The sequence below is a fragment of the Lysobacter sp. ISL-50 genome (genome assembly GCF_018612875.1).
In the GTDB taxonomy this organism is placed as follows: domain Bacteria; phylum Pseudomonadota; class Gammaproteobacteria; order Xanthomonadales; family Xanthomonadaceae; genus Lysobacter.
In genome coordinates this window covers 1-21,524 of the sequence record NZ_JAGGRI010000054.1, presented here as the reverse complement: position 1 = coordinate 21,524, position 21,524 = coordinate 1, and the positions used below count along the sequence as shown (strand labels likewise).

The window sequence follows — 21,524 nt, the reverse complement described above, 5'->3', positions numbered from 1 at the left end:
GTGAGTTATGAACCGAACGATCGGTACAATAGACTCGGGTATGATTCCCGTCAACCACGGCATCGAAGCCAAATTCGACACTTCATTGTTCCGCCGGCGGCCTCGCCGGCCGCCTCCACTAAACCGAACGGTACAGACAGGTCCGCCTATGCCCGCTCCCCAATTCACGCGCGAAACGGTGGTCGACCGCCTGCTCGGCGCCTTCCGCCGATACGGCTACGACGCCGCCTCCCTGGGCCAGTTGTCCAGCGCCACCGGCCTGGGCCGCTCCAGCCTTTACCACTACTTCCCCGGCGGAAAGGAAGACATGGCACGCGCCGTCTTCGATCACATCGACGATTGGGCGCGCGACGCGATCTTCGCGCCGATCCTCGCCTCCGGCCCGCCCGAGCAGCGGCTGCGGCAAGTGATCGGCGTGCTCGACGAGTTCTACGACGGCGGCGCGAAAGCGTGCTTCTTCGGCAATCTGGTCGTGGGCGACGCCGGCGTGGTGTTCAAGGACCGGCTCGGCGCGTCGCTGCGCAAACTGATCGAAGGCTTCGCGCGGCTGGCGAAGGAAAAAGGCGTGTCCGAGCGCGAAGCGCAGCAGCGCGGCGAAGACGCGGTGGTGCGCATCCAGGGCGCGCTGATCCTCGCCCGCGGCCTGGGCGATCCGGCGCCGTTCCGGCGCGTGCTCAAGCGGCTGCCGAACGATCTGCTGGGTTGAGGTCCGCCGCGGCGAACGCCGCAATCAACGCCGCATCGGCGCCGACAAGGCCAGCAACCGGCCAGCGGCCTCCAGCACCATGCCGCGCGCTTCGCCGGTGCGCATGACCAGGTAATGCGAGAACGGATTGGCGATGGCCGTCTTCGATACGCGCACCAGCGTTCCGGACTCCATCGCTTCGCGCGCCAGCGGCGTGCGCAGCAACGCGATCCCGAGCCCCGCCTTCGCCGCCGCGAGCACCAGGTCGTAATCCTCGAAACGCCGATCCGCGGCCTTGCTGCGAAAAGCGGCGCCCTGGCTTTTCAGCCACGCCTTCCACTGGCTGGTATCGGAGTCGTGCAACAGCGGCGCATCGGCCAGGCGGCTCGCCGCCGCGTGGCCGCCCCATTCGCCGGCCAGTTCCGGCGAGGCCACTGGAATCAGTTGCTCCTTGAACAGAAGCTGTGAGGAAACATCACGCCACTGGCCCTTGCCGTAACGCACCGCCAGATCCACTTCGCCGCCGGCCAGATCGGCCAGACGGTGTTCGATGATCAACTCGACCCGGCGCTGCGCGGGAAAATCCTGCAGCGCGCGCATCCGCGGCAACAGCCACAGGCGCGCGAACGAGGGCACCACGCTGAGCCGGATCAGCGGCAACTCGCGGCGCGGACGCCAGCGATCGGCGGACTCGCTGATCGAACTGAGCGCCTGCTCCACCTGGGCGATGAAGCGCTGCCCCGCCGGAGTCACGCGAACGCCGCGGCCGTGCCGTTCGAACACCGCCGTGCCCAGCCAGTGCTCGACCGCGTGCACGCGCCGGCTCACCGCGCCGTGGGTCAGCCCGAGACGTTCCGCCGCCGCGGTGAACGAGCCGGTGGCGGCCGCGGCGATGACGGCGTTGAGGCCTTCCAGCGGCGGCAGCGGCTTCGAGCTGTGCATATGGCGCACAGCTCATCACCGATCGTCGCGCTATGTCAACTGCGGCGGCGGCGCTTCAATAGACGCCTGCCCACTGAAGCCGCAGGCCATGCGCTCACCACCGCCGCTGCATCGAAGTTCCTCCGCGCGGGTCGGTTCGACCTTGCTGACCTCCTTGGGCCTGGCCTGCGGCGCTCATGCGCAGGAAGACCCCGCGCACAAGGCCGGCGACGCGTTCGGCCATCGCATCGGCCAGGAAAGCATCGGCCTGTATTCCGAATCGCTGGTGCGCGGATTCAATCTGCAGGAATCGGGCAATTACCGGCTCGAGGACGCCTACTTCGTGCGCGCCGCCAATCCTTCCGACGCGGTGGTCGAAGCCGTGCGCGTGCGGGTCGGGTCGCAGGCCCTGGATCTGGATTTTCCCGCGCCGTCCGGGCTGGTCGATTACCGATTGATCGCCGGCGACCGAGAACGCAACAAACTCGAACTCGGCTTCCAGCACCTGAGCGACAACAACCCGCGGCCGTATCTGCGCGCTCACGCCGCGCGCCGGTCGGACGATGGAAATCTGTCGTTGGCGGCGGGCTTCATCGGTTCGCACAGCGCGCGCTACATCTTCGGCAACGAAGCCGAGTACTACGGCATCGGCCTGGTGCCGCGCGCGCGCCTGGGCGAGCGCTGGCAACTCACCGGCCTGCTCACCCGTTACGAACACCAGTACCAGGCCGATGTCGGATTCACCCCCGCCGGCACGCAGGCGTTGCCCAGGCCCGAGCGGCTGCATTACCTGGGCCAGCCATGGTCGCGTTACGACACCCGCAACAGCACCTACGGCTTGATCGCCGCCACCAGCGCGCGCGACAACGCCTGGGACTATCGCTGGTCGAGCCTGTATTCCGGGGTGAATCGCCCGCGTTCGGACTTCAACCTGTTCGACGCCGTGCAAACCGACGGCCGCGCCGAAGCGGCGATCGTGGTCGCGCGCGGCCGCAGGATCGAAGCCTGGGGCCATGAAGCCGTCGCCAGTTACGACTGGACCGGCCCGCGCCAGCGTCACGAACTCACCGGGCTCGCGCGGCTGCGCCGTTCCGATTACCGCAATCCGCACGTGGACTATGTGCGGATCGGGCCGGTGTCGATCCTCGAAGGCGCTACGCGCATCGACGGACCCGGCGCGGCGAAGGGCGCGCCCTACTCCACCGCCGCGATCGATCAGTACGAATTCGGCCTGGGATGGCAATACCAGCATCAGGGCGGCTTCGCCCTCAACCTCGGCGCGCGCCGCGCCAACATCGAACAGCGCTCGCGTCCGCTGACGGGCCCCAAGCACTCGCGCGCTTCGGCCGCGTGGCTGCACAACGCCGCGCTGGTCGTTCCCCTGAGCCGGCGCACGACGATGTTCGCCGCGACCGCGCGCGGCATCGAGGAAGGCGTGAGCGCGCCGGAGAACGCGACCAACGCCTATGAAGTGCTGCGGCCGATCCTCGCCCGCCAGCACGAACTGGGCCTCAAATGGCAGGCGCGGCCGGATCTGGCGCTGCTGGCGACGGCGTTCGAAATCGAAAAACCCTCGCCCGGGTTCGACAACCGCGCGGTCTATCGTTACCTCACCGATGTCTCCCATCGCGGCATCGAACTGTCGCTGGCCGGCAACCTCGGCGAGCGCCTGAGCATCGTCGCCGGCATCACGCAGATGCAACTGCGTCTGCGCGGCGAAGCGGTCGCGGACGGATCGATGGGCAAGCGTCCGGTCGGGCGCTCGGCGCGGCAGGCGTTGCTCAACCTCAACTACCGCGTCGCGAGCGTACCGGGGCTGTCGATCGACGCCGACGCCAACTACTACGGCCCGCGCCCGGCCGATGCGCTCAATCGTTCCGACACGCCGGGCTATGCCGTACTCAACCTGGGCGCGCGTTACCGCTTCGACTGGGACGGAACGCCCGCGGCCGTGCGGCTGCGCATCAACAACGCGGCCGACCGCTACGCCTGGATCTCCGGCACCAGCGGCATCCAGAGCTACGAGCCCGAGCGCCGGATCATGCTGAGCCTGACCCTGGGCGATTAGCCAGCGCGCGGATCGTGACGCGTCGCCGCTCCACGCTCGGCACGCGGTCGCATAACCCGTTCGAAGCCGTTCGCTGATCCGCGCTCATCACACCGAAATCGCAAACCCGGGTTCACGCTGGCCGCTGGCCCCGCCGGCAGACTTGCGATGCAACGCCAGACTCTCAGACTGAAACGCAATAACGGCACGCACGCCAATGCGGCGACGCTCGCCGAACTGGCCGTGGTGGCGATGAACGGCGTGCCGGGCGTTACCTCGGCGCGGGTCGATCGCCGCGAATCCGACGGTCTGGTGATGTCGTTCCTGTACGCCGGCCGCGGCGATGCCAGCGTGCCGAAGGAATACTTCGAACGCTTCGGGCTGGTGCAATCGCTTTGACGCCGTGCTGATCGAAACGGCAACGCTCGCTTCCGGGAAACCCGCACATGGCCACCTATCTGGGGCTGCTGACGATGATGGCCGGCGTGTATCTGCTGCTGCACGGCCTGTATTCCCACGCCCATCGACGCGCCATCGGCGCAGCGACATCGCCGTGGCGCCGCGCGCGATTGTCCAATCGGATCTTGAGCAGCCTGACGTTCGGCGCCGCATGCGCGGGCCGTTCCCGACACCGTGTACGGCCGCCGCGCCGCCCGATCGCGTGACCTGTAGTCCGCCCGCCTCCCTCGCCCTTGCGCAGGTGCCGCCATGACTCGTAAAAGTTCCGAACGTGGGCTTCGCTTCTGGTTGTTGTCGGCCTACGCCTGGGCGATCGCCCTGGTCGGCGCCGCGCTCGCTTATGGAGGCGCGCAACTGGTCGCCGCGGGAGGCTCCTGGTACTACCTGCTGGCCGGCATCGCGGTGCTGGTGTCCGGCGTGCTGATCGCGCTGCGCCGGCGCGCCGGATTCTGGCTGTTCGGCGCGACCTCGGCGGCGACCATCGCCTGGGCCTTGTGGGAAGTCGGCCTGGACGGATGGGCGCTGATTCCGCGCCTGGCCTGGATTTCGGTGCTGGGTCTGGTGCTGCTGCCGCTGTGGGTGGCGGCGAAGCGCTGGAAGGCGCCGCCGTCCGGACTCGGCTATGCCCTGATCAGCGCGGTGCTGCCGCTGGCGGGCGCGGCGCTGATCTTCGGGCCGCTGCTGTATCCGTCCACGATCGAGCTGGCCGCGCCGTCCGCGCAAGCCAACCCCGCGCCTTTCAGCCGCGCCGTCGTCGGCAGCCCGGACGGCAACGTCGCCGCCAATCACGACGCCAGCAACTGGACCGCCTACGCCGGTTCCAACTTGTCCAATCACTACACGCCCGGCGATCAGATCACTCCGGACAACGCGAAGCATCTCAAGCTGGCCTGGGAGTTCCACACCGGCGATCTGAAACCGGCCGGCTCCAGCCTGGGCTACGCCTTCCAGAACACGCCGCTCAAGGTCGGCGACCTGCTCTACATCTGCACGCCGACGCAGAAAGTCATCGCGGTCGATGCCGCCAGCGGCCAGGAGCGTTGGCGCTTCGATCCCAGGACCGACCCGAAGGCGATGGCCGGCGTCGCCGCCACCACGTGCCGCGGCGTGTCGTATTACCAAGCCCCGCCGGGCACCGCCGAATGCCCCACGCGCATCTTCTGGCCGATGGTCGATGGCCGCCTCGGCGCGCTCGACGCGCGCACCGGCAAGCTGTGCGCCGGTTTCGGCCAGCACGGCTTCGTCGATCTCAACGCCGGCACCGGCAACCGCAAGCCCGGCTTCGTCGGCCCGACCTCGCCGCCGGTGGTGATGCGCGGCGTCGTCATCCAGCCCACCGGGCAAGTGCGCGACGGCCAGGAACGCGATGCGCCCTCGGGCGTGGTGCGCGCCTTCGATGCGATCAGCGGACAACTGCGCTGGGCCTGGGACCTGGGCAACCCGGCGATCACCGCCGAACCGCCGCCGGGCCAGACCTATACGCGCTCGACGCCGAACGTGTGGACGCTGATGGCGGCCGACGACGAACTGGGGCTGGTCTATCTGCCCACCGGCAACGCCTCGGGCGATTTCTTCGGCAAGCAGCGCACGCCGCAGGAAGAGGAATACACCGCGACCCTGGTCGCGGTGGATGCGCTCAGCGGCAAGGAGCGCTGGCACTTTCGCACCATCAATCACGATCTGTGGGATTACGACCTGGGCCCGCAACCGAATCTGGTCGATTGGCCGATGGCCGACGGCTCGATGCGGCCGGCGGTGATCCAGGCGACCAAGTCCGGGCAGGTGTTCGTGCTCGATCGCGCCAGCGGCGCGCCGATCATGCCGGTGCGGCAGATTCCGGTCCCGCAGGGCACCGATCACGGCGACTGGACCGCCAAGACCCAGCCGGTGTCGCCGGGCATGCCCAACACCGTCGGCGCGCCGAGCAAAACCTATGAAACGCTGAAGGAATCCGACGCCTGGGGCATCACGCCGTTCGATCAGCTGGCCTGCCGCATCCAGTTCAAGAAGCTGCGCTACGAAGGCATGTTCACTCCGCCGAGCCTGCGCGGCTCGCTGTCGTACACCGGCAATCACGGCGGCATCAACTGGGGCGGCGTCGCGGTCGATCTGCGGCGCGGCATCATGGTGATGAACAGCAATCGCCTGCCCTACACCGAGAACGTCTATCCGCGCGAGGAAATGAACAAGCTCGGCGTGGTGTCGGTGTTCAACGGCAAGAGCAGGACGCCCGGCTACATGGCGCAGGAAGGCCTGGCCTACGGCGCGCGCAAGGAACCGTGGATGTCGCCGCTCAACACGCCGTGCGTGGCGCCGCCGTGGGGCTACCTCTCCGGCGTCGATCTGCGGACGCAGGAAGTGATATGGCGCCGGCCGCTCGGCACCGGTTACGACCAGGGACCGATGGGGATTCCCTCGTACATGAAATTCGAACTCGGCACGCCGAACAACAGCGGCTCGCTGGCCACCGCGGGCGGCGTGACCTTCGTCGGCGCCTCGCTGGACAACTTCATGCGCGGCTTCGACACCCGCACCGGCGCGCTGCTGTGGGAAACCCGCGTGCCCGCGGGACCGCAGGCCGCGCCGATGAGCTACACCATCGACGGCAAGCAATACATCGTCGCCGCGGTCGGCGGCCACGACCGCATGGAGACCAAGCCGGGCGACAGCGTGATGGCGTGGACGTTGCCGGAGGATGCGGCCCAGGCGAAATAAAAGGCGCGGCCGGAATCGTCCGGCCGCGCCTTGTTGGTTTGCGTATGCGATGCGGTTCGACGCCGAGATCGCAGCGATCATCGGCGCAAGCCGATCACACCGCGCCGCTCGGCTCTTCCGCCACCGGCAGCGGCGCCGCCTGCGCGGGTTCGTCGGCCGACGTCACGCGGCCGACCCACCATGCCGAGCACAGCGCGAGCGCGGCGGCGATCCAGCCCACCGTGCCGTAGCCCACGATGTGGCCGCCGGCGTCGGTGCTGAGCATCAGGCCGCCCAGCCATGCGCCCAGGCCGGTGCCCAGGGACATCATCGCGCTGTTGGCGCTCAGATACGCGCCGCGCTGCGCCGCTTGCGGGACCGTCGTCTGCAATGCCTGCAACGGCACCATGCGGCCGTTCATCGACACCATGAAGAACGGGAAGAACATCAGCATCGCGACGAAGCCGACCGCCGGCAGATGGGTGATCAACAACACCGGCAGCAACGACACCACCACCGCGATCCGGTACACCAACTGCTTGCCGTAACGGTCGGCCAGACGCCCGATCAGGCGCGAGGTGAAGAACGCCGCCACGCCGCCGGCCATGTACATCCACGACAGTTGCGCCGGGTCGATGCCGTGGTTGGCGACCAGCATCGGCGAGATGAAGGGAATCACCAGCATCTGCGAGGTGGTCAACATCAAGGTCAGGGCGAACGCGTTGAGGTGGCGCGAGCTTGAAAACAGCTTGAACAGATTCGGCAGCGCCTGGCTCAACGGCACCGGCACCCGCGACAGATGCTGATTCAGCGGCGGCACCAGGCGCGAGCCGCCGATCCACACCAGCACCGACAAGGCCACCAGCAGCCAGAACGGCGCCGACCAGTGGAAGTGCGCGCCCAGCAGCACGCCGGCCGGAACGCCGAGCACCGAGGCGATCGCGAAGGACGTCATCACCGTGCCGGTGGCGACGCCGCGTCGCTGCGCGGGCACCACGTCGGCGATGATCGCCATGATGATCGAGCTGAGCACGCCGCCGCTGATGCCGGCGAACGCGCGCGAAGCCAGCAGCAAGGCGTAACTGTCGGCCAGCGCGCAGGCCAGGTTGGAGACCGCGAACAGCGCGTACATGGCCAGCAGCAGTTTGCGCCGGTCGAAGCGGTCGATGTAGGTGGCGGCGAGCAGGCCGGACAGGCCGGCGCAGATCGAATACGCCGACACCGCGGCGGCGAACTGCGCCGGCGATACGTGCAACGCGTGCATGATCTGCGGACCCAGCGGCATCATCACCATGAAATCCATGATGAGGGTGAACTGGGTCAGCATGAGCAGCCACAACAGGCGCCGCTCTTGAGGCAGGGGTAACGAGTACATGGGGGTCCTTGCGGTCGGGGCGGCCGCGATCGGGGGGATGACGTCAGTCTTCGAAATGGTCGTGCACGTCCTGCGCGCCGCGCTTCCAGTAACCCGACGCGTGCAGACGCGATTTGTCGATGCCGCGTTCGCCCAGCAGATGCTGGCGCACGGCGCGGATCGCGTTGGATTCGCCGGCGGCCCAGAGGTAACCCTCGCCGCCGGGCAGCGGCAGTTCTTTCACCACGCGCAGCAATTCCTCGCCGTTCGCGGATGCAGCGTTGCGATAGCACCACAGAATCTGCAAGGTCGCGGTGGCGGCGAAATCGATGCGCGCGCTCGCATCGGCGACTTCCACCACGGCGATGGCGAGCGTCGTCGCCGGCAACTCCTGCACACGCCGCGCGATCGCCGGCAAGGCGGTGTCGTCGCCGATCAGCAGATGCCAGTCGAAGCCGGCCGGAATCACGCGCGAGCCGCGCGGGCCGCCGATGCCGAGGTATTGCCCGGCCTGCGCCTGCATCGCCCACGCCGTGGCCGGGCCGGCATCGTGCAGGGCGAACTCGATATCCAGTTCAAGCGTGGCCGGATCGAAACGCCGCGGGGTGAAATCGCGCACCACCGGCCGCGGCGCATCGGCGGCGTAGCTCAGGCCGTTGGCGCCCAGTTCCGGCAGCACCGGGCGATCCTGCCCGGGCGCGGGGAAAAACACTTTGACGTGATCGTCGAACGAAGCGGAGACGAAGTCGTGCAGATCCTCGCCGCTCAGGGTGACGCGGCGCAGATGCGGCGTCACCGCCTCCACCCGCGTCACGCGCAACATGCGCAGCTTCAGCGGATGGCGAACGCGCACGACCGCCAGATCGTCGGATGGTTGCATGCAAAAGCCTTGTGTCGGCGTATGCCGGCTTGTGTGGGGAACGACAGGACTGCGCGTGGGTGCAGCGAAGATCAGTCGCTGTCGCCTTCGATTTCGCGCGTCGCCCGCTGCAGGATCGCGGCGATCCGGCGCTGCTCGGCGGCGGGCACGTTTTCGCGGCGGAACAACGCGGTCTTGAGCGCGCGCCGGGCGTGGATCAACTCCGGCAGCCAGCCGTCTTCGCCGGGATCGTTCGGGTCTTCGCCGGCCAGCGCGCGCCGCACCGAATCCATCTTGCGGGCGATATGCGTCAGCTTGGCGAACATCATATCGACGCGTTCGCGGTTGGCGGCCAGATGCGCGCGGCCCGGTTCGGCGAGCGCGTAGCGCTTGCGGTTGCCTTCGACCTCGACGGTGACGTAACCCAGTTCCTCCAGGTAGGTCAGGGCCGGATACACCATGCCGGGGCTGGGGCTGTAGAAACCGTTCGAACGCGTTTCCAGCGCCTTGATCAATTCATAGCCATGGCTGGGCTGGTCTTCCAGCAGGGCCAGCAGCAGCGATTGCAGATCGTCGGAGGTGAACTTGCGGCCGCGCGGAAAACCGTCGCCGCCGTCGAAGCCGCCCGGGAAACCGCCGCCGCCCGGGCCCATGCCGAACCCGCCCCGGGCGCCGCGGCCACCGCCGCGGTGGTGGCGGCCCGCGGCCTCCGAAGAAGTGTGGCAAGAGGACCGCTCGAAGTTGGAAAAGCTTTCAAAATCAAAGGGCCAGCGTTGGCCATGGAAGAAATGGCGAAACATGAGGGGAGTACCTTAGCTATCAGAAGATAGGTCTTAAGATATATATCGTAAGATACGTCGTCAAGCGCCGGAACGGGTCGCGGGCGACCGTTCGTCGGCAGGTCTGGGCCAGGCACTCGGGTGCGCGGACGCCGATCCGGGCCCGGGTCTTCGGGCGGACCGCAGGCGGTAAACGCCCGCCGGGCGATGGCGCAAGCGCCGCCCGCCCAGGCGCGGGCCGCATTCGCATTCGTTCAAAACACGGCGCGCGCGGCGCCGCTGCGACTCAACCGGCCGGATCGGCCCACGGCGCTTTTTCGAACTTGCGCGCCAGATAGTCGATCAAGGCCTGCACCCGCTGCGGCCGCATGCGTCCGGGCGGGGTGACGATGTGCAGCGCGATCGGCGGCGGCGACCACTCCGGCATCGCCGCTTCCAGCTTGCCGCTGCGCAGTTCGCGCCAGACCAGGAATTCCGGCTGCAACGCCAGACCCAGCCCGGCCAGCAAAGCCGGATTCAAGGCTTCGGCGTTGTTGACGCGCAACGGCGCCGGCAGGCTGATCGAGAAATCGCCGTGGCGCTTGTGGGTGAAGCGCCAGGCGTTGCCGAATCGCGAGTAGGTGTACACCAAGGCGCGATGCTCGGCGAGCTGGCGCGGATGCGTCGGCCGGCCATGAGTTTCGAAATACCCCGGCGAGCCCACCAGCACGATGCGTACGCCGCACAGACGCCGCGCCAGCAGGCTCGAATCGGCCAGCGCCGAGATCCGCAGCGCGAGGTCGTAGCCGCCGCCGACCAGATCGGTGACGCCGTCGTCGAAGACGATTTCCAGGGCGATGTCCGGATAGCGACGCATGAATTCGGGCAGCAGCGGCGACAGATGGGCGATGCCGAACGACATCGGCACGGCGATGCGCACCTGCCCGCTCGGGCTCTTGGCCTGGGCGGTGATCTCCGCTTCCACCGCCTCGCCCTCGGCGAGGATGCGGCTGGCGCGTTCAAGCGCGCCGCGGCCGCTGTCGGTCAGCGACATGCGCCGCGAGGTGCGATGGAACAGCACCGTCTTCAAGCGCGTCTCCAGCCGGGTGACGGCCTTGGACACGGTCGCCTGCGACAGCCCGAACTCGGCCGCGGTACGGGCGAAGGAACCGGTCTCGGCGACTTTGGCGAAGATCGCCCAGGCTTCCAGGTCGGGCAGCTTGTTCATGTCTATTTTGGAAACGATAGTTTTCGATTGGTTCGATTCTAAAGCCAGTCGCATCGGCCTATCGTGACCGTCAAGCACAAACACAGGAGCACGGACATGATCGAACATCGCCCTTACCAAAGCCTCGGCGGCGCCAATCACGGCTGGCTCGACGCCAAGCACCACTTCTCGTTCTCCGGCTACCGCGACGACGCGCGCATGGGCTGGGGCGCGCTGCGGGTCTGGAACGACGACACCATCCAGGCCAACAGCGGCTTTCCGCCGCATTCGCACGCCGACATGGAAATCATCACCTACGTCCGCGAAGGCGCGATCACCCATCAGGACAACCTCGGCAACCGCGGCCGCACCGAAGCCGGCGACGTGCAGGTGATGAGCGCGGGCACCGGCATCCAGCACGCCGAATACAACCTGGAGTCCGAGACCACGCGCATTTTCCAGATCTGGATCATTCCCGATCAGCGCGGCGGCGCGCCGACCTGGGGCAGCAAGCCGTTTCCCAAGAGCGATCGCTCCGGCCGCTTCGTCGTGCTGGCCAGCGGCATCGAAGGCGACCACGACACCCTGCCCATCCGCGCCGATGCGCGCGTGCTCGGCCTGACGCTGGTCGCCGGCGAATCGGCGGAGTATGTGTTCGGCGAGGGGCGTTTCGGGTATCTGGTGCCGTCCACGGGCACGGTCGAGATCGATGGCCTGCGCTTGCAGGCGCGCGACGGCGCGGCGATCCGCGATCAGGCCTCGATCCGGGTGACCGCGATCGAAGATGCCGAGCTGGTGTTGGTCGATACCGCGGCCTGATCGCCGCCCGCGCATCCCACGAGGCGCCGCGTTGTCGCGCGGCGCCGCGATGGCGCACGATGGGCGGAAACGTTCCGCGGAGACCCCATCGCATGATCGATCTGCAACCGCTGCGCGAGCTGAGGTTCGCGGCCGCGCGCGCCCTGCCTGATCGCCTCAGCGCGGCCAGCGGCATCGTCGCCGCGGGCGACTTTCTGTACGTGGTCGCCGACGACGAGTTGCATCTGGGCGTGTTCGACTTCGCCGGACGACGCGACGGCGAATGGCTGCGCATCTTCGACGGCGAGCTGCCCGACGAAGCGGCCGCGCGCAAGGCCAGCAAGCCCGATCTGGAAGCGCTGGCGCGGTTGCCGCCGTTCGCCGGTTATCCGGGCGGCGCCTTGCTGGCGCTGGCCTCCGGCTCCAGGCCCAACCGCCAGACCGGCGTCCTGCTGGGCCTGGACGATACCGGCGCCTTGCGCGGCGAACCGCGACGCGTGGATCTGTCCGCGTTGTACGCGCCGTTGCTGCGTGACTTGCCCGCGTTGAATCTCGAAGGCGCGGTGGTGTGCGGGCAGGAGTTGGTGCTGTTGCAACGCGCCAGCGGCGACCATCCGCACAACGCTCTGATCCGCTTCCCGCTCGCCCCGCTGCTGCATGCGCTGGGCGCCGATGGCGAGCCGCGCTTGCCCGAGCTGCCGGCGGACATACGCCGGGTCGAGCTGCCGCGGATCGAAGGCGTCGCGCTGGGTTTCACCGACGCGGCGGCCTTGGCCGACGGCTCGCTGGTCTTCAGCGCGGTCGCGGAAAATGTCCACGACACCTATAACGACGGGCCCTGCGTGGGCGCGGCGATCGGCATCGCCGCCCTCGACGGACAGCTGCAGCAGCTGGAATTCGTGCGCCCGGTGCGCAAGATCGAAGGCATCGCCGCGCAACACGACGGCGCCTTCATCGACTTGTTGCTGGTCACCGATGCCGACGATCGCGGCGCGGCGGGCGTCTTGTACAGCGCGCGGCTTGCGCTCGCGGAACCGGCGGGACTAGCGCGCTGAACTGCGGCGTCCTGTCGCCGCAGCCGCAGCCGCAGCCGCGTGCGATCGTCAACCCGCGCCCTGCCGCACCGCGGCGTAATGCGCGCGCATGAATTCGGTGAAGGCGCGCACCTTGGCCGGCAGCGCGCGCGCATGCGGATACACGGCGAAGTAGTGGCGGCGGCCGGCGTGGTGCTGCGGCAGTACGCGCAGCAGACGTCCGGCGGCGAGATCGCCGTGCACGGTCAGATAGGTCAGCGCGGCGATGCCCTGCCCGGTCATCACCGCCGCATGCAGGGCGACAATCGAATCCAGCCGCAGCCGCTCGCCCGTGCTGACGTTGCCCTCCTCGCCGTGCGGCGAACTCAACTGCAGCGCCGCGCCGTCGCCGGCATAGGTCGGCAACCGATGTTCGCGCAGATCGGCGACCGCGCGCGGCAGGCCGTGCTGGGCGATGTACTGCGGCGCGGCGACCAGCACGCGCTCGGACACCGCCAGCTCGCGCGCGACCAGGCCGCTGTCGGCCAGCGGCCCGCTGATGCGGATGGCCATGTCGAAGCCGCCCTTGATCAGATCGACCATGCGATCGTCGCAGGACAGATCCAGATCGATGCGCGGATGGCGCTGCATGAACCCGGGCAGCCATTGCGCCAGCTCCAGCGCGCCGATCGCGTGCGGCAAGCTCAGGCGCAGCACGCCCGACGGCTGCGCCGCATCGCCGCTCAATCGCTGTTGCGCGGCGTCCAGCCGTTCGAGGATGTCGATGCAGTCGCGGTAGTAGTGCGCGCCGGCCTCGGTGGTGGTGAGGCCGCGGCTGTTGCGGTTGAGCAGGCGCACGCCCAGGTGCGCTTCCAGTTGCGCGAGCTGGCGCGAGAGCGAGGTGTGGCTGGTATCCAGGCGTTCGGCGGCCCGGGTGAAGCTTCCGGATTCGACGATGCTCCGGTAAGCGCGCATGGCTGACAATTGATCCATCGCTGCACTCCAGTGAACGGCATCGGCGCGGCGCCGATGCCGTGTTCTGGCGCGAAGGGTATCAGCGCACCGGCAAGGCGAGGATCTGCCCGGTGGTCATGACATCGCCGAAGGTGTCTTCGATCGAGGCCAGCGCCGAGGCGTGCAGTTGCCGGTGGTCCACCTTCGATCCGTCGCGCAAGGTCAGATCGCGGGTGGCGCTGGCGTCGGAGGACACGATCACCCGGTAGCCCTTGGCCGCGGCGTCGCGCGCGGCGCCGGCGATACAGGCGTGGGTCTGCAGGCCGGCGACGATCAAGGTGTCGGCGCCGGCGTCGCGCAAGGCGGTCTCGATCACGGCGGCGGAAGCGCCGGCGAATACGCTGACCGCGTCCTTCTTTACCACCGTCTCGCCGCTGCGCGGTTGCATGTCGGGATGGAACGCCACCGTCTCGCCGCCGTCGGCGAACACCGGCGCGCCGGCCGGCAGCACGTGCTGGACGTGGATCACGCGGATGTGGTGGCGGTCGGCGAAATCCAACAGGCGGCGGGTTTGCCGCAACGCCGCTTCGCCGTCGGCGATGGGCATGCGCCCGCCGGGGAAGTATTCGCTCTGGAAGTCGATGACCAACAGCGCGGTCTTGTCCGCCTGCAACTGCGCGATAGGCTCGACACCGGCCATGTCGCGAATGGTGGGATGCGGCGCGGGCGTCGCCGCGTGGGCGTCGATGTTGCCGAGGGTGGCCATTCCAAGCGCGGCCATTCCGAGAAAAGCTGAGATTCGCATGCAGGGGAGCCCGTTCGTTGTCGAGAGCGCCATGATGCCGGCCGCGGATCGGATGCCTCAGAGGCCGGCGCGAACAGCATCTGTGCGGTTTGCTCACAGATCGATGCCGGACTGACGCCGTCCGCTCAGCCGTGCTGCGCCAGCGCTTCGTTCTTCCACTGCCGCGGCGACACGCCGGTGGAGGCCTTGAACGCGCGCGACAACGCCGCTTCGCTGCCGTAGCCGACCTCCATCGCGATCAACTTCAACGGCCGCCCGCCCAGCAGCGCTTGCTGGGCCAGGCCCACGCGCCATTGCTGCAGGTAGGTGCCCGGCGTGCAGCCCACCGCATCGCGGAACGCGTTGGCGAAGACGCTGCGCGACATGCCGGCGCGCGCGGCCAGCGAATCCAGGGTCCAGTCGCGATCGGGCGTTTCGTGGATCGCCACCAGCGCATGCCGCAACTGTGGATGCGACAGGCCGGCGAGCATGCCGACGCGGGTGCGGCCGCTTTCCATCAGATGGCGCAGCACCTGGATCAGCACGACTTCGAACAAACGGTTGACCAGCGCCTGACGGCCGCAGCGATGGTCGAAGGCTTCCTCGAACAACAACGCCAGCACGTGCGCGGCGCCGTCGATCTCGTCCAAAGCAATGCAGACGAACCCGGGCAGCGCGCTGGCGATCGGGTTGGCCGCGCCGCCTTCGAAATGCAGGTTGGCGCAGGCCAGATCGGCGCCACGCTCGCCATCGGTGATGAAGCGGTGCGCCATCGGCCGCGGATACAGCAGCAGGCTCGGCGCGTCGATGCGCAGACCGGGCTCGCCGTCGTGGACGATCTCGACCGCGCCGCCGCGGACCAGATGCAGTTGGCCGGCGCCGTGCTCCGGGGCCAGATCGTTGATGCCGCACAGGGCGCCGGCGTGGAACAGCCGGGCGCTGGCGGAAAAGCGTTCGAGCAGGGCTTCGAGGCGGTCGGTCATGAAAATACGATCAGTCAAGTTTTACGGACTATACGTTACGTACCGTCCCGGGCGCTCACGCAAAGTACGTCTCACGGGCCAGCCGCCCGCCACCTAACCCGGAGAGACCGCCATGACCGCTCTGCAACGCTCGCTCGCCCTGTCCCTGCTGACCGTCGGCATCGCCACCGCCGCCCAGGCCGCCCCCGCTGCCGCCGCCGCGCCGATCCAGCAGGCCGCCGCGCAGCGCCAGTCTTCCAGCTACATCACCACCGCCGACGGCGTGCAGCTGTACTACAAGGACTGGGGCCCGAAGAACGGCCCGGTCGTCGCCTTCAGCCACGGCTGGCCGCTGAACTCGGACAGCTGGGAATCGCAGATGCTGTTCCTGGCCGACCACGGCTACCGCGTGATCGCTCACGACCGCCGCGGCCACGGCCGCTCCAGCCAGCCCTGGGACGGCAACGACATGGATCATTACGCCGCCGATCTGGAGACGGTGCTCGACACCCTGGACGTGCACGACGCGGTGCTGGTCGGCTTCTCCACCGGCGGCGGCGAAGTCGCGCGCTATCTGGGCCGTTACGGCAGCGCGCGGGTCAAGAAGGCGGTGCTGGTCAGTGCGGTGCCGCCGCTGATGCTCAAGACCGCGGCCAATCCCGGCGGCCTGCCGATCGAAGTCTTCGACGGTCTGCGCAAGGCCTCGCTGGACAACCGCGCGCAGCTGTATCTCGACATCGCCTCGGGCCCGTTCTACGGCTACAACCGTCCGGGCGCCAAGCCTTCGCAAGGTTTGATCGAATCGTTCCGCTCGCAGGGCGTGCAGGCCGGACACAAGAACACCTACGACTCCATCGCTGCGTTCTCGGCCACCGATTTCACCGAAGACCTCAAGCGCATCGACGTGCCGGTGCTGGTGATCCACGGCGACGCCGACCAGATCGTGCCGATCGACGCCTCGGCGCGCGCGGCGGCGAAGCTGATCAAGAACGCCAAGCTGATCGTGTATCCGGGCGCGCCGCACGGTTTGCCCGATACGCACAAGGATCGTCTGGATCAGGATCTGCTCGACTTCGTCGGCAAGTAAACGGCGGCGATCGGATCGATCGCCGGGCATCGCGCCGGGCCGGGCCGCACAGCGGTTCCGGCCCGTGCGCGTGTCCGGCCTGCGCCGGCGCTCGACCCACGGCGCCCCGAGCGTTGAAATCGCCCGGATTCGGCGGATAACAGCGGCATGGCGAAGCCCGCATCGATCGGACTACGCAACCTCTTCGCGGTTTCGCGCATCCAATCCTGCCCATCCGCCGGTTCCGGCCTGGAGACGCGCATGACGCCGCACCCCACCCTCGCTTCACGCCGGCTTTTCGCCGCCGTGCTGACCGCCGCCTGCGCCGTCGGCGAAGCGCACGCCACCTGGTCGGTGGCGACGCTGAATCCGCGCACCGGCACCTTCGCCGTCGCCGCGGCCTCGTGTTCGGAAATGGTCTACGGCATCCAGACCGTGATCCCGGGCAAGGGCGTGGTGATCGTGCAGGCCCAGAGCAACAACGACGCCCGCCGCGCGGCCGCGGCGATGATGCGCGACGGCGTCCCGCTCGACGCCATCATGGCGAAGATCACCGCCCCGGCCTCGGGCTTCGCGCCGCAGCGGCAGCAGTACGCCTTGCTCAGCCGCGACGATCCGCGGCCGCGCAGCTATACCGGCGCCGAGGCGCACGATGCCAAGGGCAGCCTCGGCGGCGAACACGTCAGCGTGCAGGTGAACCTGATGGCCTCCGATGAAGTGCTGACCAAGACCTTCGCCGCGCTGGGCCCCGCCGACTGGCCGGACGATCTGAGCATGGCCAAGGCGGTCATGCGCGCCATGCGCGCGGGCGCGGCCGCCGGTGGCGACCGGCGCTGCGGCAAGGCCAACAGTGCCACCGCCTTCATCGGCTTGTATCGCCAGGACGATCGGGAAGACGCGCCGTGGATGGAATTGTCCGTGCACGGCATCAAGCCCGGCACCGACAGCGGCATGGCGCATCTGAAAGTCATGTTCGAGCGATGGTTGCGCAGCGGCAAGGGCGCGGCCAGCACGCGCAGCTTCGTGGTGCCGGCCGCGGTCGCGGGCGGCGGTTCGTAAATCGGTTCGCGGGCGGCGCGCGGATGGGGTGGCGGCCGCGCTCGGTCGCGGCGCGCTGTCGACCGGTTCTTGCCGTCAGCGAAACGCGATCAGCGCCACGCCGGTCATGATCTGCGCCGCCGTCCACAGATGACGCGGCGCCGCGCCGCTGAGTATCCGCGGATGCAGGCTCAGGCCACGGCACACGCCGGTAGCGATGGTTCCGGTCGTCAACAACATCGTCGCCAGATGCACGGCGACGGCCGCCAGCGCCAGCATCGCCGAACCCGACGCGGTGATCTCGCGCGCCGGCGTATCGCTCATGCAGATCGGCACCAGCGCCGGCACCAGCATCAGGCCGGCGCCGTGCGCGGTGGCCATCAGGCACGACCACGCCGCGATGCCGGCGTCGCCGGCATGCGCGCCGATGCGGGCGGCGAACGCGCCGTGAGCCGGCGCGCGCGATCCGCCGCCGCGCAGCGCGCGGTACAAGGCCACGCCGATCAGCAGCGCGCCGGCCGCGCTCTGCACCCAGGCGCGATTCATCAGCAGGCCCTGCGCGACCGCCGCCACCACGACCGCCACCGATACCGCGTGGCCGATCGCGATGGGCAGCAGCGCGCGCCGCGCCTGCGCGCCGCCGCCCGCGCGCAAACCGCGGGCGGCGGCGAACATCCAGCCGTTCGCCGGGCTCAGTCCGTGCAGGGCGCCGAGTGCGGCGATCGTCAACCACGGCCACAGCGTTTCCATGACGTCTCCCGGATCGCGCGAAGTCGCAGGGCTCAGTCGCGCGGCGCGCAGCACGCCGCGGCCGTCGCCGCCGGTTTCACCGGATCGGTGGGCTCGTAGCGATCGTGGTGGCGCACCCACGCCATCGGATAATCCAGGCCGTCTTCGTCGCGGCCCTTGGGCGTGAGTTCCAGCAGGTTGTAGGTGTGCATCATCACTTCCACGCCGCGGCCGTAGCGCGAGTAGGTGTGGAAGACCTGTCCGGCCTCGTCGCGGCAGAACACGCTCAGGCCGGGCGCTTCTTCGTGCGGGAAGGACTGGCGCACGTAGTTGTAGCCGACCTTGCCGCTGGACAATTCGTCCTGGCTGAAACTCACGGCGAAGTCGCGGTTGAAATCGCTGCCGAAAGAGGACACCCAGTTGAAGCGCCAGCCCATGCGCTGGCGGAAGCGCTCGATGTCGGCCAGCGGCGCGCGCGACACCGCGAGCAGGGTGACGTCGCGATGGGCCAGGTGCAGGTTGGCGCCGTCGTTGTGATCGGCCATGTACGAGCAGCTCTTGCAGCCCTGCTCCCAGCCCGGCGCGAACATGAAGTGCTGCACCAGCAACTGGCCGCGGCCGTCGAACAGATCGGCGAGGCGGCGCGGGCCTTGCAAGGTATCGAAGACGTAGTCCTTCTCGACCCGCACCCACGGCAGCGTGCGGCGTTCGCGCGCGATTTCGTCCTGCAGGCGGGTAAGTTCCTTCTCGCGCGCCAGCAGCGCCGTGCGCGCGGCGAGCCATTGCTCCTGGGACACGACGGGATGATCGGCGGCGTTGATGGCGGTAATCGCGGTATTCATGCTGCGCTCCTGGCCCGAGAGGCCATGTGGAAAGAGGGATGAACGCGCGACTCCGGCATCGCGCGGGCAAGACCTGCCCGCCTCCGGGCATAAGGCCGGATGGAGGTTCGATAGGCAGTGGGCTGCTTCGCGCCCGGTTCGCGCAGGGGTTCGCGCGTCGGCGCGGGCGAAGCGGTGGGCGGACGCCGCCGTGCTTGGCACGGCGTGCATCGCGAAGGGTGCCGCGGCTTACTTCGAGCGGCTGACCGCGCGGATCTTTCCGCTGGAACCGCCGCCGCAATAGAACAGATCCTTGCCGTCGTATTCCAGACCGCTGACGCCGATGCCGTGCGGCAGTTCGAGCCGTTCGATGATTTCGCCGCTGACCGCGTCGATATGGCGCAGCTCGTTGTCGTCGCCGTCCCAGGTGGCGTGCCACAGCTCGCCGTCGGCCCAGGTCACGCCGGTGACGAAGCGGTTGGATTCGATCGCGCGCAACACCGCGCCGGTGTCGGGATCGATCTGCAGGATCTTGCGGTCGCGGTACTGCCCGACCCACAGGCTGCCCTCGGCCCAGGTCAGGCCCGAGTCGCCGCCGCTGCCCGGCGAGGGGATCGACGCCACCACCGCGCCGGTGGCCGGATCGATCTTGTCGATGCGCGCTTCGGCGATCTGGTAGATGTGGGTGCCGTCGAAGGCGCAGCCGGCGTGCGAGGCGCAGTCGAGCATGCGTTCGACCTGTCCGCTGGCCGGATCGACCGCGATCAGTTTCGAACCGGTGGCGGCCCACACGCGCTGGCCGTCGAAGGTGATGCCGTGGGTCTGTTCGATGCCGTCGAACGGGCCGTATTCGCGCACGATCCGCGCCGGGCGACCGGGGGAGGTTTCTTTCGTTCTGGGCGTGGTGTTCGAGGTAATGGGCATGGCCTTGGCTCCTGATGGGGGCGACCGGTTCGGCGCCGCAAAAACAATCTACCCAGGCGGCAGCGCAGCGGGGAGTAACAAGATCGTCGTGAATCCGACCAGCGACGGCGCCAGCCAGCGCTGGGCGCGGGCGCGGCCGATGGAACGCACCTGGGCGGCGGCCTCCAGCTCCACCAGCGCGCGCTGGACCGTGCGCTGGCTGTCGCCGAGCGCCAGCGCCAGGGCCGAGGTGGACCAGGCCGCGCCGTCGCCGAGCAGCGCCAGCAGCGAGGCCTGATCGCCGTCGATGGGCGGCATCAGCACCACCACCGCGCGCTCGTCGTGCGGCGCGAGCCGGAAACCGCGCGCGGTGGCCTCGATGTCGGCCAGCGGCGCGATCAGGGCGCGCAGGCGGCCGAGCTCCACGCGCAGGCGCGCGCGGTGGGTTTCGTCCGGATGGCGGGTGCGGAACACGTTCGCGATCAAGTCGCCGCGATCGACATCGCCCGGCCAGCCTTCGGCCAGCGCGCGCAGCAAGGCGAACAACACCGGACGGCGCGCCAGCGCCTGCCAGCGCTCGCCGGCGCGCAGGCCGCGGCGGCAGGCATCGACCACCAGCGCGCCGGAGGCCAGCAGCGCTTCGACCTGTTCCAGCCGCAAGGGTTGTTCATGGCCGGCGTGGACGATGCGCGCGGCGGCGCGATCCAGCGCGGCGCGCGCATCGCTCACCTCGGCGACCAGCGCCGGCACGCGCGCGCGTTCGGCCGCGGCCAACGCGCGATCCAGCGCCGCCCGCGCGCTCGCCGTGTGCAGCGAGCGCAAGGCCAGTTCGGCCGCGGCCAACTCGGCCACCGCCACCAGCGACGGCGGCTGGCCGGAGATGTCTAACTGCGCCAGCGCTGAGGCGGCTTCTTCGAGGCGGCCGAGCAGCAACAGCCGGCGCAGCGCGATCAGGCGCGCCTGCAAGGCATTGGCGTGATCGGCGCGCACTTGCAGCGCCACGGCGGCGTCGGCGAGCGGGCGCGGCGAGCCGCCCAGATCGCGCATGGCCAGCGCCACCTCGGCTTCGGCGACCAGGCAGCGCGCGCGCGCCAGTTCCTCGCGCGCGCCGAAACCGCGCGCGGCGCGGCGCAGCAATTCGCGCGCGCGCGGGTAGTCGCCCAACTGCGCCATCGCGATGCCGCGCAGGGCCAATGCCGGCGGGTCGTCGCGCAGCGCCACGCGCTTGAGCGCGCCGAGCGCGTCGCCGACGGCCAGCGCGCGCCCGGCGGCGGCGATCAGAGAGTCCATCGCGACAGGCTACTGCGTGAGAGCGGATTGCGCACAGTGGCGGGACTCATGCGACCGCCGGACGACGAGGCGGCACGAGCTGACAAAGTCGCTCCTCTCCCTCTCCCGCTTGCGGGAGAGGGCCGGGCTGAGGGGATGAGCGCCATAGGCGCGAATGCTCTTGCTCGAAGCCTCACCGCTAC

21 protein-coding genes are annotated in these 21,524 nt (G+C 69.0%); 9 read left to right on the top strand and 12 right to left on the bottom strand.

Annotation, left to right across the window (positions count from 1 at the left end; translation table 11 throughout):
* The first annotated feature begins 148 nt into the window (after window positions 1-148).
* Complete coding sequence (locus J7J50_RS23035) at window positions 149-706, top strand: TetR/AcrR family transcriptional regulator (protein ID WP_215060719.1); 558 nt, start codon at window positions 149-151, stop codon at window positions 704-706.
* A 24-nt stretch (window positions 707-730) separates the two neighbouring features.
* On the opposite strand, the gene J7J50_RS23030 is transcribed toward J7J50_RS23035, so the two are convergent.
* Window positions 731-1,627, bottom strand: a complete 897-nt coding sequence (locus tag J7J50_RS23030; RefSeq protein ID WP_215060721.1) for a LysR substrate-binding domain-containing protein — start codon at window positions 1,625-1,627, stop codon at window positions 731-733.
* Window positions 1,628-1,715: 88 nt separating this feature from the next.
* On the opposite strand from J7J50_RS23030, the gene J7J50_RS23025 reads away from it, so the two are divergent.
* From J7J50_RS23025 to J7J50_RS23010, 4 genes are all read left to right on the top strand, one after another.
* Window positions 1,716-3,674 carry a TonB-dependent receptor gene (locus J7J50_RS23025; protein WP_215060723.1) on the top strand — a complete coding sequence of 653 codons (1,959 nt, stop codon included), beginning with the start codon at window positions 1,716-1,718 and terminating at the stop codon, window positions 3,672-3,674.
* Window positions 3,675-3,821: 147 nt separating this feature from the next.
* Window positions 3,822-4,052, top strand: coding sequence for a hypothetical protein (locus J7J50_RS23020; protein ID WP_215060725.1), 231 nt, complete (start codon window positions 3,822-3,824; stop codon window positions 4,050-4,052).
* A gap of 47 nt (window positions 4,053-4,099) precedes the next feature.
* Entirely contained in the window at window positions 4,100-4,318 is a 219-nt protein-coding gene (locus tag J7J50_RS23015; protein ID WP_215060727.1) for a hypothetical protein, read from the top strand.
* A gap of 82 nt (window positions 4,319-4,400) precedes the next feature.
* Entirely contained in the window at window positions 4,401-6,827 is a 2,427-nt protein-coding gene (locus tag J7J50_RS23010; protein WP_215060850.1) for a membrane-bound PQQ-dependent dehydrogenase, glucose/quinate/shikimate family, read from the top strand.
* A gap of 94 nt (window positions 6,828-6,921) precedes the next feature.
* Here the strand turns inward: J7J50_RS23010 and J7J50_RS23005 are convergent, their stop codons facing one another.
* The 4 genes from J7J50_RS23005 to J7J50_RS22990 form a co-directional block, all read right to left on the bottom strand.
* Window positions 6,922-8,181, bottom strand: a complete 1,260-nt coding sequence (locus J7J50_RS23005) for an MFS transporter (RefSeq protein ID WP_215060729.1) — start codon at window positions 8,179-8,181, stop codon at window positions 6,922-6,924.
* Window positions 8,182-8,224: 43 nt separating this feature from the next.
* Window positions 8,225-9,040 carry a siderophore-interacting protein gene (locus J7J50_RS23000; RefSeq protein WP_215060732.1) on the bottom strand — a complete coding sequence of 272 codons (816 nt, stop codon included), beginning with the start codon at window positions 9,038-9,040 and terminating at the stop codon, window positions 8,225-8,227.
* Between the two features lie 71 nt (window positions 9,041-9,111).
* On the bottom strand, window positions 9,112-9,672 hold the full coding sequence (locus tag J7J50_RS22995) for a PadR family transcriptional regulator (protein ID WP_215060734.1): 561 nt from the start codon (window positions 9,670-9,672) through the stop codon (window positions 9,112-9,114).
* Between the two features lie 412 nt (window positions 9,673-10,084).
* Window positions 10,085-11,005, bottom strand: a complete 921-nt coding sequence (locus J7J50_RS22990; protein WP_215060736.1) for a LysR family transcriptional regulator — start codon at window positions 11,003-11,005, stop codon at window positions 10,085-10,087.
* A 96-nt stretch (window positions 11,006-11,101) separates the two neighbouring features.
* On the opposite strand from J7J50_RS22990, the gene J7J50_RS22985 reads away from it, so the two are divergent.
* Window positions 11,102-11,803: a pirin family protein gene (locus J7J50_RS22985; protein ID WP_215060738.1), complete on the top strand. Its 702-nt coding sequence runs from the start codon at window positions 11,102-11,104 to the stop codon at window positions 11,801-11,803.
* A gap of 92 nt (window positions 11,804-11,895) precedes the next feature.
* Complete coding sequence (locus tag J7J50_RS22980; protein ID WP_215060740.1) at window positions 11,896-12,837, top strand: hypothetical protein; 942 nt, start codon at window positions 11,896-11,898, stop codon at window positions 12,835-12,837.
* Window positions 12,838-12,885: 48 nt separating this feature from the next.
* Here J7J50_RS22980 and J7J50_RS22975 read toward each other — a convergent pair whose 3' ends face one another.
* The 3 genes from J7J50_RS22975 to J7J50_RS22965 form a co-directional block, all read right to left on the bottom strand.
* Window positions 12,886-13,788 carry a LysR family transcriptional regulator gene (locus tag J7J50_RS22975; RefSeq protein ID WP_215060742.1) on the bottom strand — a complete coding sequence of 301 codons (903 nt, stop codon included), beginning with the start codon at window positions 13,786-13,788 and terminating at the stop codon, window positions 12,886-12,888.
* Window positions 13,789-13,849: 61 nt separating this feature from the next.
* Window positions 13,850-14,515 (bottom strand): isochorismatase family protein, encoded by a 666-nt coding sequence (locus J7J50_RS22970; RefSeq protein ID WP_251044030.1) that lies wholly within the window; start codon window positions 14,513-14,515, stop codon window positions 13,850-13,852.
* 164 nt (window positions 14,516-14,679) lie between these two features.
* Window positions 14,680-15,516 (bottom strand): AraC family transcriptional regulator, encoded by an 837-nt coding sequence (locus J7J50_RS22965; protein ID WP_215060746.1) that lies wholly within the window; start codon window positions 15,514-15,516, stop codon window positions 14,680-14,682.
* Between the two features lie 112 nt (window positions 15,517-15,628).
* On the opposite strand from J7J50_RS22965, the gene J7J50_RS22960 reads away from it, so the two are divergent.
* On the top strand, window positions 15,629-16,582 hold the full coding sequence (locus J7J50_RS22960; RefSeq protein WP_215060748.1) for an alpha/beta hydrolase: 954 nt from the start codon (window positions 15,629-15,631) through the stop codon (window positions 16,580-16,582).
* A gap of 240 nt (window positions 16,583-16,822) precedes the next feature.
* Window positions 16,823-17,620, top strand: coding sequence for a DUF1028 domain-containing protein (locus J7J50_RS22955; RefSeq protein WP_215060750.1), 798 nt, complete (start codon window positions 16,823-16,825; stop codon window positions 17,618-17,620).
* Between the two features lie 75 nt (window positions 17,621-17,695).
* Here the strand turns inward: J7J50_RS22955 and J7J50_RS22950 are convergent, their stop codons facing one another.
* The 4 genes from J7J50_RS22950 to J7J50_RS22935 form a co-directional block, all read right to left on the bottom strand.
* A complete protein-coding gene (locus J7J50_RS22950) occupies window positions 17,696-18,349 on the bottom strand; it encodes a hypothetical protein (protein WP_215060751.1) in 654 nt (217 codons plus the stop codon).
* 32 nt (window positions 18,350-18,381) lie between these two features.
* On the bottom strand, window positions 18,382-19,170 hold the full coding sequence (locus J7J50_RS22945; RefSeq protein WP_215060753.1) for a thioredoxin family protein: 789 nt from the start codon (window positions 19,168-19,170) through the stop codon (window positions 18,382-18,384).
* Window positions 19,171-19,398: 228 nt separating this feature from the next.
* A complete protein-coding gene (locus tag J7J50_RS22940; protein WP_215060755.1) occupies window positions 19,399-20,073 on the bottom strand; it encodes a PQQ-binding-like beta-propeller repeat protein in 675 nt (224 codons plus the stop codon).
* Window positions 20,074-20,121: 48 nt separating this feature from the next.
* Window positions 20,122-21,342: a helix-turn-helix domain-containing protein gene (locus J7J50_RS22935; protein WP_215060757.1), complete on the bottom strand. Its 1,221-nt coding sequence runs from the start codon at window positions 21,340-21,342 to the stop codon at window positions 20,122-20,124.
* Window positions 21,343-21,524 lie beyond the last annotated feature (182 nt).